The following is a 13,721-nucleotide window of genomic DNA, read 5'->3' on the forward strand; positions in this document are numbered from 1 at the left end:
GCCTGAGAGACCGGGCGAACGTGCCGCGATGGATGTCGGCGGGGCCCAATTCCTGCGCAGCGGTCGTGCCGGTGAGGGAACGAGGAGCGAGTTGACGGAACCACACGGGACCCACGGGATGCTGCACCACGTCGAGATCTGGGTGCCGGATCTAGACCGGGCGGTCGCCTCCTTCGGCTGGCTGCTGGAGGCGTTGGGCCACACGCCGTTCCAGCGCTGGATCAACGGCCGCAGCTGGCGGCTCGGCGCGACCTACCTCGTCGTCGAGCAGTCCCCGGCCCTCACCGCCGACGCGCACGACCGGTGCCGCCCCGGGCTGAACCACCTGGCGTTCCACGTGAGAGACGCGCGCGCCGTGGACGAGTTGGTAGCGGAGGCGCCCCGGCACGGCTGGCGCCTGATGTTTCCCGACCGCCACCCGCACGCCGGCGGCGAGCAGACGTACGCGGCCTACCTGGAGAACGCCGACGGCTTCGAGGTCGAACTCGTCGCCATCCCCTGACGCTCAGCTCCACCGGACGTGGAAGTCGGTGGGCAGCAGGCGCAGGGCGTCCAGTTCCTCCGCGAGTTCGGGGGCGGCGGTCTCGATCCGCTCGCCGTCCACCAGCGGTGCGGAGCTGTAGATCTTGCGCAGGGAGAAGTCCCACCCGGTGCCGTCGTCGTCGGTGGCGTGCCCGATCGTGACCTTCAGCCGGTGCGGCTCGTACCGGATCCTGCCGCTCTCCGTCCGGGTGGCGGCGCAGGCGTCGAGCGCGGACCAGAACCGGTGGTCGGTCATCCGGGCGAGCCGGCCCGGGTCGAGCCCGGTGTCGTCGAGCAGCCGGCCCGCCAGCCGTCGGACCACCGAGACCGGCCCCACGTTGTCCCACGAGGTGTGGAGCCGCGCCTCCGCGGCGACCAGCCCGACGAGTACGGCAGCGTCCTCGCGGCCGGCCGACACCGCCGAGTCCACCAGCCCGAGCCGCCCCAGCAGCGCGGCCGGATCGACGTCGAGCCGCCCGGCGGCACGACCGCTGCGCGCGTAGGAGTCGAGGTGGTCGAGGTTCAGTAGCCCCGAGCGCCCGGTCAGCGGCGTGAGCGGATTCCCGTCGAGCAGGGAGACGACGGCGTCGGCATCGACCCCGTGCTTCTCCAGCACACCCCGGATCGGTTCGGCCCGTAGCAGTTGCGAGCCGATCGCATGGTGATCGAGCCCGCCGAGGCCTTCGAAGGTGTGGCTCAACGGCAGGTGCCCGATGTCGTGCAACAGCGCCGCGACCCGCAGGAGCTCGTCCCGGGGCCGGAAGCGCACGACCAGCGCGAGCACCCCGAGGGTGTGCTCAAGCCTGGAGTACGACTGCAGCGTACTGATCGTCGAGGCTCCGCCGTGCACGACGAAGTGCAGCCGCCGCAGTGGCTCGCTCCGAAGCAACTCGACTTCCACGGGCCTGAGTTCGACGGGAACCCGCCAGAGCGGATCGGTGAACACCGGGGCCGCCCCCACGACGTTGGTCGGCGCGGCCGGTGCGGTCTGGTCCATGTGAGCAGGCATCGGGCAACTCTAGGAACCGCTCGCCCGCCCGCACCACTCCATAATGGTGGAGAAGACCCGGAGGAGCGTGTCGGGTCTGCAGTGGGGCGTCTCGGGGGGAACGGCATGCAGGTGGAGTTGGTGTACAGCCGCATGGGCGGTCTGTTGACGGCGATCGGGGACCGGGAGCTCGGGTACCGGCGGTTCGGGGCGAAGCCGCGGACGCTCGGGGCCTGGGAGCTCCGCTACGACCGGCTCGGGAACCGGCTGGCGGGGGTCGGGCACGTGGAGCTCACGTACGACCGGATGGGGAACCGGCTGCGCACCGCGGGGGGCTGGACGCTCGAGTACGACCGGATGGGCAACCGGCTCCACCGGATCGGCCCGTACGACCTCGAAGCCGACCACATGGGAAACCGCGTGCGCGCGGTGGGTCCGATGAGGCTCGACTACGACCGGCTCGGCGCGCGCCCGCGCTGGGTGCAGCTGCCGGACGGGTACGGACCGTTGTCGGACGACCTGGTCCTCGCGCTGTTCCTCGTCCTGCACCTGCAGAAGGAGGAATCGGACTGAGAGGTCCGGTCATGCATGATGACGGGATGATATCCAGCGACCAGCGCTTCCACGTCATCGTGCTGTCGAACTTCGCGAGGGGCTTCGACAAGTACGCGTTCGCCTACGGCAAGGCGGGGATCCCGGAGAGCACCTACCCGGACCGGTTCCACCTGCTGACCCGGGCGGAGCTGGGCATCGGCGTCGGCAAGGCGCGGCGCCTGCTGGAGCGGCTGGCCGTTCCGGGCGACCGGCTGCTGGTGCTGGAGACTTCGGTGGATCCCGACGCGCTGGTGCCCAACACGAGAACCGGCCTCGGCATGGAACTGCACGAGGCGAGCATCCGGCTGTCGGCCGTCCACGAGCTCGACCACGCGGACGACGAGGTCACCCTGCGCCCGACGACCGTCGAGGACGCGATGGCGGCCTCCCTGCACTTGCAGGAGGCGGCCCGGAGACCCTACGCCGAGCTGCGGCCGCGCTCGGTCTCGGTCCTGCCGGTCGCCTCCGCCTGCCAGGCCCGGTGCTCGTTCTGCTTCTCCGCGGCCTCGATCTCCAGCGACCAGCCACCGGCCCGGGTGCCGTGGGACACCGTCACCTCCTGGCTGGAGCGCGCCCGTGCGGCGGGTGCCGAGCGCGCGGTGATCACCGGGGGCGGCGAGCCCACGCTGCTGCCGTTCGACCAGCAGCTTCGGCTGGTGTCGGCCTGTTCGGCGGCTTTCCCGAAGGTCGTCCTGATCACCAACGCGCACAACCTGGCGCAGGGCGAGCACGCCGATCGCGCCGACCGGCTGGCCGCCCTGAGCTCGGCGGGCCTGAGCGTGCTGGCCGTCTCCCGGCACCACCAGGACGACGCCGTCAGCGAGCGGCTGATGTCGCTGCGCACGCCGGTGGGCTCCGTCGTCGAGACCTGGCGTGCGGAGCGCGAGCGCTGGCCGGGGCTGCGGATGCGGCTGATCTGCGTGTTGCAACACGGCGGTGTGGCCGACGCGAGCGGCGTCGCCGACTACCTCTCGTGGGCCGCGGACCTCGGCGTCGACGAGGTGTGCTTCAAGGAGCTCTACGTCTCCACCAGTACCGAGTCCCTCTACTTCGAGCGCGCGGCCAACGTCTGGAGCCGGCAGCACCAGGTCTCGCTGTCCGTCGTCACCCGGTTCGCCGAGCAGCACGGCTTTGCGCTGTCGAGCCGGCTGCCCTGGGGCGCGCCGGTCTACGACGGCACCTGGGAGGGCCGGCCCATGCGGATCGCCGCGTACACCGAGCCCAGCCTGCTCTGGGAACGCACCACCGGGACCGCGCGGAGCTGGAACGTCCTGGCGGACGGACGCTGCTACGTCTCCCTGGAGGACCGGGCGAGCGAGATCGTGCGGGAGGGAGCACCCGCATGAGGTTCGACGAGTTCCAGGAGTTCCGGCAGCGGCAACTCGGCGCCGATCCCTCGCTGCTGGACGCGGCCGAGACCAATGTGTACCGGGCGCTCGCGGCACTGCGACCGGAGCCGCCGGCCGAGCCGCACACGGTGTACCGGTGCGATCTCGCCCGTGCCTGGCTGCGGCGGTACGGGCTGCCGGAGGAGTGGTCCCGCCGGGCCATGGTCTCCCGCGGGGTCCGGCACGGCCTCGGGGTGGTGTTCGCGCGGCTGCGCGCCGAGCGGGCGCGGTTGTGGCTGCCCGGCGACGTGTACCCGGTGTACTTCGAGCTGGCCCGCGCCGCAGGGCTGGAGCCAGGGTCCTACCCGACGCTTCCGGCACCGGCCCTGCCGGGGTCGCCGGCGGACGACCGGCCCGAGTACCTGCTGCTCGCCAACCCCAGCAAGCCGCTCGGCCGGTACCTGACCGACACCGAGTGCGGCGCGGTGATCTCGTGGCTGCGGGAGTCGCCGCACCGCCGTCTGCTGATCGACGCCGTCTACGACCTGGGAGCCCCGTTCGCGGCCGGCACGCGGCGACTGCTGGAGACCGGCCGTGCGGTCCTGCTGCATTCGGTGACCAAGGGCTGGCTGTGGCCGCGCACGTTCGGCGTGGTCCTGCTGGGTCCGGAGCAGCCCGAACTGGCCGAGGCGTTCCGGGCGGACCCGCCGACACCGGATCAACTGAGCCTCGCCGAGCGCCTGCTGACCGAGCACGGCGACGTGCCCCGGCAGGCCGCCGACGAACTGGCCGCACGGGCCGAGCGGTTGTTCGCGCGGCTGCCGGCCGACGTCCTCGGGGCGATTCCCGCGGCGAGCCGGACGTCTCCCGGCAACTACTTCTTCCCGGTCGGGATCCCGGCGGAGACGCTCCGGCGCGAGTACGGCGTGCTCGCCCTGCCGGCCGGGGTGTTCGGGCAGAGCGACTGGTCCGGTTCGGTCCTGACCAGCCTCGCGGGCGCCTTCGGCCCGTAGCGCTGGGCCGTAGCGCTAGGAGGGCGTGGCCAGCGTGTTCCAGAAGAGGTGTTCGTAGGCCTGGAGCAGGAGGGCGTGTTCGCGGGCCGCCGCGAGGGTGTGGTCGTCGAGGGGGTGCGGGCCGAGGGATTCGGCGGCCTGTTCTTCGAGGGCGGTCGCGGGCTGGGCGAAGAAGTCGAAGAACGCGCAGGCCTCGTCCGGGAAGCCGTAGTGGCGGCGCAGGGCCTCGGCGATCGTGGCGCAATAGCCGCCCCAGGCCGCGAAGTTCGCGACGAGGGCGACGGCCGCCGCGGGCGGCTGCGCGTTGAGGGCGAGCCAGGCGAGGTACGCGGGGTAGGCCTGGCAGCCGGCGAGGGGCGGGTGGTGCGCGAGTCCGTCGGGGTCGAGGCCGCAGGCCGAGGCGAGGGCGGGGAGGGTGCGGAGCGCGGCGCTCTCACCGTCGGCCAGGGTGGCGAACCAGGCGCCCGCCGGGCGGTCGGCGCACCGGGTGGCGAGGAGGAGCAGGCTGCGCCGGTCGGAGGTGATGATCCGGTGCTGCTGGGCGGCGAGTTCGGCGAGGGTGGTGAGCGGGGCCCGGCCGTCGGCGAGGGCCGTGACGAGGGCGGGGGCGGTGTCGCCGGGCGCCAGTTCGGCGCGCAGTCGCTGGATCTGGGCGAGGATCGGGTGGTTCACCTGGTGCCTCCGTGGACGGGCGCTGCGGGTGGGGCGCTGGGCGGTGCGGCCCCGGTGTCCCTTCCTACCGCCTCGCCGGGGGCCGGGTGCGGCGACAGGCCGGGTGGGCGGCGGGCTGCCGCCGCACCCGGCGTGTTCGTCGGCGCGGGTCGTCAGGACGAGCCGCAGGCCGTCGTGACGTCGGTGGCGGCGCTCACGATGGCGCCGACGTCGGGCTGCTTGCCGTCGTTGACGGCCTTCTGGGCGTCGTCGATGGTCTTGGACAGCTTGTCGGTGGCCTTGTCGAGCTTGCCGTCGCTGCCGCTCTCGCGGACCTTCTTGACGTCGTCCCTGATCTTCTTCAGGGCGTCGAGCGTGTGCTGCCGCTTGCTGTCGTCGGTGATCTGCCCGACGTTGACCGCCGAGTCGGCCAGGTCCTGGACGTCGCCGGTGACGCTGATGGCCCGCTTCCCGCAGTCGAGCGCCTGGTCTGCGTTCTTGCACGCGGTGAACAGCGGGGCGGCGGCGAGCAGTGCGACCGCGGCGATCGTGATCCGGTACGGCTTCCTTGTCATGTCGATTCCCTCCCGTCCTCACCAACGCCGAAACGGGCTGCGGCGGTTCCGTCGTCCCTCCGGCCGGCGAGGGTGGCGGATCGGGCGTCGCCCGTCGTGCCGGAGCGGGTGAGGTCGAGGGGGTTGGGGACGGTTGCCCGGGGGTGGACGGTTCCGGTGGGCAAACTGTGCAGCAAAACTGCACAGGAGAACTGTACAGCAAGGCTGGACAGTCAAGGCTGATGAAATTACCGTGGACGGAGTGAACGAGAAACCTGCCGACGTCGGCGAGTCCGCCGAGCGTGTCACCGTGCCGGAGGCGCCGGCCCTGCTCGCCCGGATCCGGTCGCTACCCCGCGGTGGACAACAGCCGGTCCGGGAGGGGGAGTTCGATCGGCGGCTGATCGCCCCGATGGTCCTCGGCTCGGTGCTGAACCCGGTCAACTCCTCGATGATCGCCGTCGCCCTGGTGCCCATCGGCACCGCCTTCGGAGCCCCGCCCGCGGAGACGGCCTGGCTCGTCTCGGCGCTCTACCTCGCGACCGCCGTCGGCCAGCCCGTGATCGGGCGACTGGTCGACACCCACGGGCCCCGTCGCCTCTACCTCGCCGGGACGGCACTGGTCGGCGTCGCGGGCCTGCTGGGCGCGCTCGCCCCCTCACTCGGGTTGCTGATCGCCGCCCGCGTACTGCTGGGCCTCGGCACGTCGGCCGCCTATCCCGCCGCGATGCACCTCACCCGCAGCGAGGCCGCGCGGACCGGGCGGGACGGCCCGGCGGGCGTGCTCACCGCGCTGGCCGTCGCCAACCAGACGGTCGCCGTCATCGGCCCCACCCTCGGCGGGCTGCTGGTCGGCGCCGGCGGCTGGCGGGCCGTCTTCGCCGTCAACGTGCCGCTGTCGCTGGCCTGCCTGGTGCTCGGTGCGGCCCGCCTGCCGAGGCGTCCGGCCCGCGCGCGGCGCACCTCCGCCCGCCTGGACGGCACCGGGATCGCACTCTTCGCCGCCATGCTCGTCGCCCTGATGCTCTTCCTCATGAAGCCGCAGGCCGCCCACTGGTACCTGCCGGCGGCCGCTTTCGCCGCCGCCTGTGCCTTCGCCGCACGGGAGTTGCGTGTCCGCGACCCCTTCATCGACCTGCGGACGCTCGCCGGGAACCGCCCGCTGATCGTCACCTACCTGCGCCAACTCCTCGGCTACACCGCCTCCTACGCCTTCCTCTACGGCTACATCCAGTGGCTGGAGGAAGGCCGCCGGCTCACGCCCTCGGCCGCCGGACTGGTCCTGCTGCCGCTCTCCGGCGCCGCCCTCGCCGTCTCCGCCGCCACCGGCCGCAGCACGGCCGTCCGCGGCAAGCTGGTCGTCGGCTCCTTCCTCCAACTCGCCGCGTGTTCAGCGATGTTGTCGGTCGGAACCGGGAGCGGAATCTGGCTGCTGGCCGCCGTCGGGATACTCGCCGGGATCCCGCAGGGGCTCATCGGCCTGGCCAACCAGGCCGCCCTTTACCACCAGGCCGACCCGGCCCGGATCGGCTCCGCGGCGGGCCTGCTGCGCACGTTCACGTACCTCGGCGCGATGGCGGCCTCCGCGGCCAATGCCGCGTTCTTCCCCCACGGCGCCACCACTGCGGGGCTGCACCACCTCGCACTGTTCATGCTCGGCGGTGCCGCCCTCCTGCTCGCGCTCGTCCTGCCCGACCGCTCGCTGCGCCGGCTTGCGTCGGGCACGCACAACTGAGGAAGAGAAAACGGGAGTTGCTCTCCTACTGCGCATCGTTGTCGTCGGGGGAGTGCACGACGGCCTCGATGGGGTAGCCCTCCCGGAGGATCTTCAGGAGGGCGTGCTGCTCCTCCAGCCAGCCGGGGGCGAGGGAGAGGATGAAGCGCAGGGTCACGCCGGAGTCCTCGGCGTCGGAGACGGTGACCCAGACCCCGCCGGGCCGGCCGGGCTCGACCCGCAGCTCCGGCCCGTGCTCCTCGTCCAGCCAGCGGACCGCCTCCCGGCGGGAGAGCCGCTCCAGGGCGGCTTCCCAGTCGATGAGGTGTTGTTCCGTCAGGACCGTCGCGAACCGGGCGGTCAGCGCCTCGGCGGTGGCGACGATCTCGCAGTCCAGCCGGCCGTGTCCGAGCGGCGTGACCGGGGCGCGCCGGCCGAGGACGAGGACCCGCAGGCTCTTCCCGGCGCCGCCCGGGCGGTCGGCGAGTCTGATCAACTCGTTCTGCTGCGAAGCGACTTCACTCATCGTGCACTCCCGGTGACAGCCTTCCAAAGGGTGCTCATCCTCGCGTAGGTGTTCGCCCGATGCCAATCCCGGTGGTGGGACCGGTCGTTGTCACGATGTGGACGTCCCGCCCGGCGGATGGGCCGGACGGGCCGTGGCTCGCCCGAGCCTCACCCGTGTTCCGGGCGGCCGGTGATGACCGTGGTGAAGATCGGGGCGCCGTACTGGTGGCCGGTCACGACGGTGGTGAGTGCGTCGGGGTCCTCGGCGCGGCTGAGGCACGCGGTGACGGTGGTCGGCGCGTCGTGCTCGGCGTAGCGGTGGTAGGTGGTGGTCATGGTGGTCGGCGCGATCGTGACCGGGGAGGTGAGGGCGTTGGCGGCCTGGCGGGCGGCCTCCAGCAGGACCATGCCGGGGATGTGGTCGATGGCGTGGTCGAAGAGGATCGGGTGCCACGGGTCGGGTGTGAGGTGCCAGGTGTCGGGCTCGTCGGACGGGGTGAGCACGACGTCGGCGGGGCGCAGTCGGCCGACCCGGGCGGGCGGCAGTGGCGGCCCGGCCGGGGCTTGCGCGGGGACGAGCCGCTCGGACGTGCTCGTGCCGTCGGGGCCGCCGGGGCCGCCGGGGCCGTCGGTGCGGTCGGTGCGGTCGGTGCCGTTAGTGCCGTCCGCGCGGTTCGTGTCGGGGTTGCGGCAGGCGCCGCGCAGGCGACGGTAGGTCGCGTCGGAAACGGTGGTGAAGCGGGTGAGGCCGGTCGCGGCGACGTGGGGGCCTCGGCGCATGGTGATGGTCAGGGTGAAGTCGATCGTCGTGCGGGTTCTGGGCTGCGGCTCGAGTCTGGCCTCGATGGTGAGGTCGGTGGGCGTGCCGCCGATGGTGAGTCGCCGGGGGTGGGTGGTGCAGTCGAGGTTCCACATCATGAACCGGTGGTCGAGCGGCACGCCGAAGCGGGTGTGGGCGAGGTAGAGCCCGGTCTGGCGGATCGTCTCGGCGGCCTGCATCGGGTCGTGCCGGGTGCCGTCCGGCGTACTGAAGAAGGTGTGGGCGCGCGGCCACTGCGCGGTGACGGTGAACGTGGTGTCGCTCAACTGCTCACTGCCGGTCAGGAAGACCTCGGCGTGACAGGCGCGGTGGACGTACTCCTTGGGGACGGTGGTGGTCAGTCGGGGCTTCGCACCGATCGGGCGGTCGGCGAGCCCGGCGGCGGAGTCGGCATGCGCGGGCCCGAAACCGGGGATGCCGGTGGAGAGGTCGTCCGGAAGGTCGTCGGAGAAGCCGGCGAAGAGCCCGGTGGAGAGGCCGCGGGGAAGGCCGGTGGCGGCGCGCGAGGGCGCGGGGGCACGATAGGCAAGCTGGGTCACGGGAGCGCTCCGAAGGGCCGTGGCGGGCGGGTAGGGCTGCTCAGGGCTCGTAAGATACGTACCTTCCGGTTTGGTTTTCAAGGAGTCCGGACCACGGTTCGTCGGCGACCGAGCGTTGCGATCTCGTCGCTCCGGGTGCGTACCGAGGGGTCCGGGAGGCCGTCGGCGCTTGCGGACGGGTGCCTGACCTGCGGTCAATTCGACGGTGGAAGAACACTTGGGCGTGATTTGACCACGCTTTGGCCGGCGGGACGGCGGCGGGAAGTGGGAGGCGGCGTTCCGTACCGGCCGATCGCGGGCGAATCGTGCGTCGCCTGTCCGACCCGTACCGTCCACACGGTCTTCACCGCGTTCCCGAGCGGACGAGACACCGCCGGGGAGGGGGACCGGCCCGTTCCTGTACGGCTAAGATACAGGGTGTTTGGTTTGGTTCTCCGAACGGTTCAGGGGTGGTGGCGTTGGTGCGGCAGGAGAGGGCGGTCCAGACCCGGCGGTCGATCCTGGAGGCCGCGGCGACGGTCTTCGACGAGTTCGGCTACGAGGGTGCGACCATCGGCGAGGTGGTCGCGCGCGCGGGCGTGACGCGCGGGGCGCTGTACTTCCACTTCGCCTCGAAGCGCGACCTCGCGCTCGGCGTCGTGGAGGAGCAGTTCGTCCAAGGGCCGCTGCCCGAACGGAGCTGCAAGCTCCAGGAGTTCGTCGACACCGGGATGGTGGTGGCGCACCTGATGCCGCGGGATGCGCTCCTGAGCGCCGGCGCGCGGCTCTCGCTGGGCCAGGACGTCTTCGGCGATCTCCGTGGTGGCGCCTTCCAGGGCTGGATCAGCCGGCTGGAGGAGGTGCTCGTGGCGGCGAAGGAGCAGGGCGAACTGCTGCCGCACGTGGTGCCGGCCGAGACCGCCTGGCTGCTGACCGGAGCGTGGACCGGCGTGCAGATCCAGTCCCAGAAGCTCACCGGGCGGGCGGACTTGGAGCGCCGGGTGTCCGGGCTCTACCGGCTCGTCATGCCGAGCATCGCGATGCCCGGTGTGCTGGCCACGCTCGACCTCGCGCCCGACCGCGGCGCCAGGGTGGCGGCCGAGGTGGCGGCGCGGGCGGCGGCCGGTGCGGATGCGGCCGATGCGACGTCAGGAGCGCCGGAGGAGACGGACGCCGTGGGCGGCGCGGACGCCGGCTGAGGCCTCCGCCCGTCGGGCTCGGTCGGTCCCCGTCGCTCCCGGTCGGTCTCCGTCGAGCTTCGGGTGGCGAATTGTTCGGCATAAAACAAACAGCTTGGTCGGTTTTCCATTGACAAACCGTCCGCCCTGTTTTTGGATGGTGGTGGGTGCCCTGCCGTCCGGCTGACGGGTACTCGGCCGACCGGTGGCCGTCGGGGCCGCCGACGCGTCTGGATGTGGGGTGGTCATCGTGGAGATCCGGGTGCTGGGGGCTTTGGGGGTCCGGGTGTGCGGGGAGTCGGTGGTGCCCTCCGCGCCCAAACCGCGGCAGGTGCTCGCGCTGCTGGCCTTACGGGCCGACCAGGTCGTCCCGGCGGGCGTCCTCGCCGAGGAGTTGTGGTCCGGCCGCCCGCCGCGCAGCGCGCGCACGACCGTCCAGACCTACGTGCTGCAACTGCGCGACCTGATCGACAAGGCGCTCGCCCAGGCCGACGAGCCGTGCGCCGCCACGTGCGCGAAGGACGTCCTGGTGACGTCGCCCGGCGGCTACATGCTCAACACCGGCGGCGGCACCGTCGACCTCCACGAATTCGAGCGCCTGGCCGGCCTCGGCTACCGCGCCATGGACGGCGGCGACCACGCGCTCGGGGCCCGGCAGTTGGCCGACGCCCTCGCCCTGTGGCGCGGCCCGGCCCTCGCGGACGTCCCGCTCGGCGGCCAGCTCGCCGTCGAGGCCAAACGCCTGGAGGAGACCCGGCTCTGCGCCCTGGACCAGCGCATCGAGGCCGACCTGCGGCTCGGCCGCCACCGCGTCCTGCTCGCCGAACTGACCGTCCTGGTCGACCGCTACCGCACCCACGAGAGCCTGCACGGTCAGTACATGCTCGCCCTGCACCGCTCCGGGCGGCGCGGCGAGGCGCTGGAGGCGTACCAGCGGCTGCGGAACACCCTGGTGCGGGAGCTGGGCATGGAGCCCTCGGCCGGTCTGCGGCGGCTGCAGCGCACGATCCTGCTCGCCGGGCCGGAGCGGGTCGAGGCGGACCGCCCGGCCGCGGTCCCGTCCGTCGGGGGCGATCCGGCGACGCGGGCCCGGCTCAGCCGGATCGGGTGATCGGGCTCCGGAGCCTTCGTGGCGGGCGCGGAACCGAGCGGCGCCAAACCCGCTGGTGGGCGCGAACGGGGCACCCGTAGACTCCCGTGCTCGTGACCGACGCCACCGACGCCACCGACACCGCTGATGCCACGGACGCCGCCGACGCCTTGACGTCCCGTCCCGCCCCGACCCGCTATGCCCCCGGGGCATCCCGGGCCACTTCGACGCCCGATTCCGACATCGCGTCCGGTTTCGCCGGTGACGGGCGGGGCGGCCCGGGACCGTCCACCGCCGCCGGGTCGACCGCGGCGGACGCCGAACTGGTCGCCGCCGCGGCGGCCGCCCCCGCGGGGGGGGGTGCCCCACCCCCAAACCGCCCCCCGGTCGTGACGCTGTGCGCCGTCGCCGGGGAGCACGTGCTGGTGATCGGCGAGCCCGGGACGGCGAAGTCCGAGGCGGTGCGGCGGGTCGCCGGGCAGCTGGGCGGGCGGTACTTCGAGTACCTGCTCGGCCGGTTCACCGAGCCCAACGAGCTGTTCGGCCCGGTCGACCTGCGCCGGCTGCGCGAGGGCCACGTCGAGTTCGCGACCGAAGGGATGCTCCCCGAGGCCGAGTTCGCGTTCCTCGACGAGGTCTTCCTCGGCTCGACGGCCGTGCTCAACACCCTGCTCGGCCTGCTCAACGACCGGGTGTTCCGGCGCGGCCGGACGGTGCTGGCGAGCCCGCTGCGGGTGTGCGTCGGCGCCGCCAACCACCTGCCCGAGGACCCGGCCCTCGCCGCCTTCGCGGACCGGTTCCTAGCGCGCGTCTTCGTCGAGCCCGTCCCCGACGGACAGTTGGAGGACCTGCTGACCGCCGGCCGACGGCCCTACACCGCACCCGAACGGCCGACGAGGCTGCTCGGCGCGCTCGACCGGCTCGCCGCCGCGGCCCGGTCCTGCGACCTGGACGCCGTCACCCCACTGCTCGGCACCGCGCTGCGGCGGCTGCGGGCGGCGGGAGTCCCGATCAGCGACCGCCGGGCGGTCCGCTCGCAGAACCTCGTCGCCGCGGCCGCCGTCCTCGACGGGCGCACCACGGCCTCCGCGCGCGACCTGTGGGTGCTGCCACTGGTCGCGCCCACCGCCGACACCCAGGCGCTCGCCCGCGAGACCCTCGCCGACCTGATCGACGGCGCCGCCAACCGCAGCCTGGCGCACACCGCCGAGGAGCTCTCCCGCAGCACCACCGCGCGCGCCGAACGGCTCGTGCGCACGGGCGCCGCTCTGCTCGCCGAGCACGCCGGACTGCCCGACGGGCGCGACTCGCGGCTGCGGCTGGAGGCCGTCCTGCGCGAGATCGACGCCGGCTTCGCCGCGGCCGACCTGCCCGGAGCGCTGGCCGGCATACGCGCCGGCCTGGTCGCCGCGGTCGCCCCCGCATGTCGGGCGACGACCGCCGCCTGACGGGCGGCGACCGCCACGTGCCGGCTGACGCTTCTCGTCCGGCGCCCGTCCCGCTCCGCTGGGTGCGCCGTGAGCCGCCGCTGCCGGCCGCCGCCGTGCTCGCGCTCGGCGAGGACGTCCCTGCCCTCGCCGCCGCCACCCGCGAACGCCTCCTGGCCGGCACCCGTCTCGGTGTCGCCGCCGACGCCACCGCCCTGCTCGTGCTCGGCGCCACCGAGGACCTGCCGTGGGCCCCCGGCGCCCGCTACCTCGGGCTCGACGGCGACCTGCTGGTACCGACCACGGCGCGGCCGCAGCCCGCCGCCGCCCTGTGGCGCGCCGCCCTCGGGGCGGGTGAGGGGCAGCTGTGCGTCCTGGTGCCGGGGCACGCGCTGGTGGCCGACCGGCCACCGCCCGGGACGGACCCGGCGGCGCTGGAGTCCGTCGCGCGCGGGGAGGGGGAGCGATGACCGTCCGACCGTCCGTCGAGTCCGTGGGCCGGGCTGCCTCGCTCGGCGCCATCAGCCACCAACTCGCCGATGCCCTCGATCCGTTGCTGCGCCGCCTGGACGCCATCATCGGCGGGTACGAGAGCACCGCCGGCGCCCTCGGCACGCCCGAAGGCCACGGCGGCCTCGCACGCACCGGGCGCCCGGACCAGCTGTTGCCCTCCGAGTGGCTGCTCGCCGACGAGGCCCCGGACGAGTTCCTGCGCCGGTACGCGGACCGCGAACTGCTGCACCTCGCGCCCGAGTCGACCACGGACACCGGTCGCGGCCGGGTCGTCGCCCTGGTCGACACCGGCCCCGCCCAGGCG

At 73.4% G+C, this 13,721-nt stretch carries 15 protein-coding genes; 10 read left to right on the top strand and 5 right to left on the bottom strand.

Going from position 1 to position 13,721, the window contains the following annotated elements; translation table 11 throughout:
- Positions 1–118: 118 nt before the first annotated feature.
- On the top strand, positions 119–502 hold the full coding sequence (locus tag ACFV4F_RS39525) for a VOC family protein (protein ID WP_380510192.1): 384 nt from the start codon (positions 119–121) through the stop codon (positions 500–502).
- 3 nt (positions 503–505) lie between these two features.
- Here the strand turns inward: ACFV4F_RS39525 and ACFV4F_RS39530 are convergent, their stop codons facing one another.
- Positions 506–1,531: an HD domain-containing protein gene (locus ACFV4F_RS39530; protein WP_380510166.1), complete on the bottom strand. Its 1,026-nt coding sequence runs from the start codon at positions 1,529–1,531 to the stop codon at positions 506–508.
- Between the two features lie 105 nt (positions 1,532–1,636).
- On the opposite strand from ACFV4F_RS39530, the gene ACFV4F_RS39535 reads away from it, so the two are divergent.
- Genes ACFV4F_RS39535 through ACFV4F_RS39545 form a run of 3 tightly spaced genes read left to right on the top strand, consistent with a single transcriptional unit; the run spans position 1,637 to position 4,445 of the window.
- The gene (locus ACFV4F_RS39535; RefSeq protein ID WP_380442530.1) at positions 1,637–2,083 is read left to right on the top strand and encodes a hypothetical protein; all 447 of its coding nucleotides are present in this window, start codon (positions 1,637–1,639) and stop codon (positions 2,081–2,083) included.
- Between the two features lie 11 nt (positions 2,084–2,094).
- Positions 2,095–3,450, top strand: a complete 1,356-nt coding sequence (locus tag ACFV4F_RS39540; protein ID WP_380510169.1) for a radical SAM protein — start codon at positions 2,095–2,097, stop codon at positions 3,448–3,450.
- The gene (locus ACFV4F_RS39545; protein WP_380510172.1) at positions 3,447–4,445 is read left to right on the top strand and encodes an aminotransferase class I/II-fold pyridoxal phosphate-dependent enzyme; all 999 of its coding nucleotides are present in this window, start codon (positions 3,447–3,449) and stop codon (positions 4,443–4,445) included. Before ACFV4F_RS39540 ends, ACFV4F_RS39545 begins: the two co-directional genes overlap by 4 nt.
- Before the next feature lie 15 nt (positions 4,446–4,460).
- Here ACFV4F_RS39545 and ACFV4F_RS39550 read toward each other — a convergent pair whose 3' ends face one another.
- The gene (locus tag ACFV4F_RS39550) at positions 4,461–5,117 is read right to left on the bottom strand and encodes a transcriptional regulator (RefSeq protein WP_380442536.1); all 657 of its coding nucleotides are present in this window, start codon (positions 5,115–5,117) and stop codon (positions 4,461–4,463) included.
- A gap of 152 nt (positions 5,118–5,269) precedes the next feature.
- A complete protein-coding gene (locus ACFV4F_RS39555) occupies positions 5,270–5,671 on the bottom strand; it encodes a hypothetical protein (protein ID WP_380510175.1) in 402 nt (133 codons plus the stop codon).
- A gap of 307 nt (positions 5,672–5,978) precedes the next feature.
- On the opposite strand from ACFV4F_RS39555, the gene ACFV4F_RS39560 reads away from it, so the two are divergent.
- Positions 5,979–7,385, top strand: coding sequence for an MFS transporter (locus ACFV4F_RS39560; protein ID WP_380510195.1), 1,407 nt, complete (start codon positions 5,979–5,981; stop codon positions 7,383–7,385).
- A gap of 25 nt (positions 7,386–7,410) precedes the next feature.
- Here the strand turns inward: ACFV4F_RS39560 and ACFV4F_RS39565 are convergent, their stop codons facing one another.
- Complete coding sequence (locus ACFV4F_RS39565) at positions 7,411–7,890, bottom strand: DUF5959 family protein (RefSeq protein ID WP_380442540.1); 480 nt, start codon at positions 7,888–7,890, stop codon at positions 7,411–7,413.
- Positions 7,891–8,039: 149 nt separating this feature from the next.
- Entirely contained in the window at positions 8,040–9,230 is a 1,191-nt protein-coding gene (locus tag ACFV4F_RS39570) for a ScbA/BarX family gamma-butyrolactone biosynthesis protein (RefSeq protein WP_380510178.1), read from the bottom strand.
- A 461-nt stretch (positions 9,231–9,691) separates the two neighbouring features.
- On the opposite strand from ACFV4F_RS39570, the gene ACFV4F_RS39575 reads away from it, so the two are divergent.
- From ACFV4F_RS39575 to ACFV4F_RS39595, 5 genes are all read left to right on the top strand, one after another.
- The gene (locus tag ACFV4F_RS39575; RefSeq protein WP_380510180.1) at positions 9,692–10,408 is read left to right on the top strand and encodes a ScbR family autoregulator-binding transcription factor; all 717 of its coding nucleotides are present in this window, start codon (positions 9,692–9,694) and stop codon (positions 10,406–10,408) included.
- A gap of 229 nt (positions 10,409–10,637) precedes the next feature.
- Positions 10,638–11,498, top strand: coding sequence for a BTAD domain-containing putative transcriptional regulator (locus ACFV4F_RS39580; protein WP_380442594.1), 861 nt, complete (start codon positions 10,638–10,640; stop codon positions 11,496–11,498).
- A 92-nt stretch (positions 11,499–11,590) separates the two neighbouring features.
- A complete protein-coding gene (locus ACFV4F_RS39585) occupies positions 11,591–12,925 on the top strand; it encodes an AAA family ATPase (protein ID WP_380510183.1) in 1,335 nt (444 codons plus the stop codon).
- Positions 12,901–13,374, top strand: coding sequence for a hypothetical protein (locus ACFV4F_RS39590; RefSeq protein WP_380510186.1), 474 nt, complete (start codon positions 12,901–12,903; stop codon positions 13,372–13,374). Before ACFV4F_RS39585 ends, ACFV4F_RS39590 begins: the two co-directional genes overlap by 25 nt.
- Positions 13,371–13,721: hypothetical protein (locus ACFV4F_RS39595; protein WP_380510189.1), on the top strand; the 351-nt coding region annotated here is incomplete at its 3' end. The genes ACFV4F_RS39590 and ACFV4F_RS39595, both read left to right, overlap by 4 nt.

The organism is Kitasatospora sp. NPDC059722, assembly GCF_042733235.1.
Taxonomy (GTDB): Bacteria; Actinomycetota; Actinomycetes; order Streptomycetales; family Streptomycetaceae; genus Kitasatospora.

What these genes read in the sequence shown, in the direction of transcription:
- ACFV4F_RS39590 (WP_380510186.1), top strand. Translation starts at nt 12,901, where the DNA reads ATGTCGGGCGACGACCGCCGCCTGACGGGCGGCGACCGCCACGTGCCG.
- ACFV4F_RS39545 (WP_380510172.1), top strand. Translation starts at nt 3,447, where the DNA reads ATGAGGTTCGACGAGTTCCAGGAGTTCCGGCAGCGGCAACTCGGCGCC.
- ACFV4F_RS39535 (WP_380442530.1), top strand. Translation starts at nt 1,637, where the DNA reads ATGCAGGTGGAGTTGGTGTACAGCCGCATGGGCGGTCTGTTGACGGCG.
- ACFV4F_RS39565 (WP_380442540.1), bottom strand. Translation starts at nt 7,890, where the DNA reads ATGAGTGAAGTCGCTTCGCAGCAGAACGAGTTGATCAGACTCGCCGAC.
- ACFV4F_RS39525 (WP_380510192.1), top strand. Translation starts at nt 119, where the DNA reads ATGCTGCACCACGTCGAGATCTGGGTGCCGGATCTAGACCGGGCGGTC.
- ACFV4F_RS39555 (WP_380510175.1), bottom strand. Translation starts at nt 5,671, where the DNA reads ATGACAAGGAAGCCGTACCGGATCACGATCGCCGCGGTCGCACTGCTC.
- ACFV4F_RS39530 (WP_380510166.1), bottom strand. Translation starts at nt 1,531, where the DNA reads ATGCCTGCTCACATGGACCAGACCGCACCGGCCGCGCCGACCAACGTC.
- ACFV4F_RS39540 (WP_380510169.1), top strand. Translation starts at nt 2,095, where the DNA reads ATGCATGATGACGGGATGATATCCAGCGACCAGCGCTTCCACGTCATC.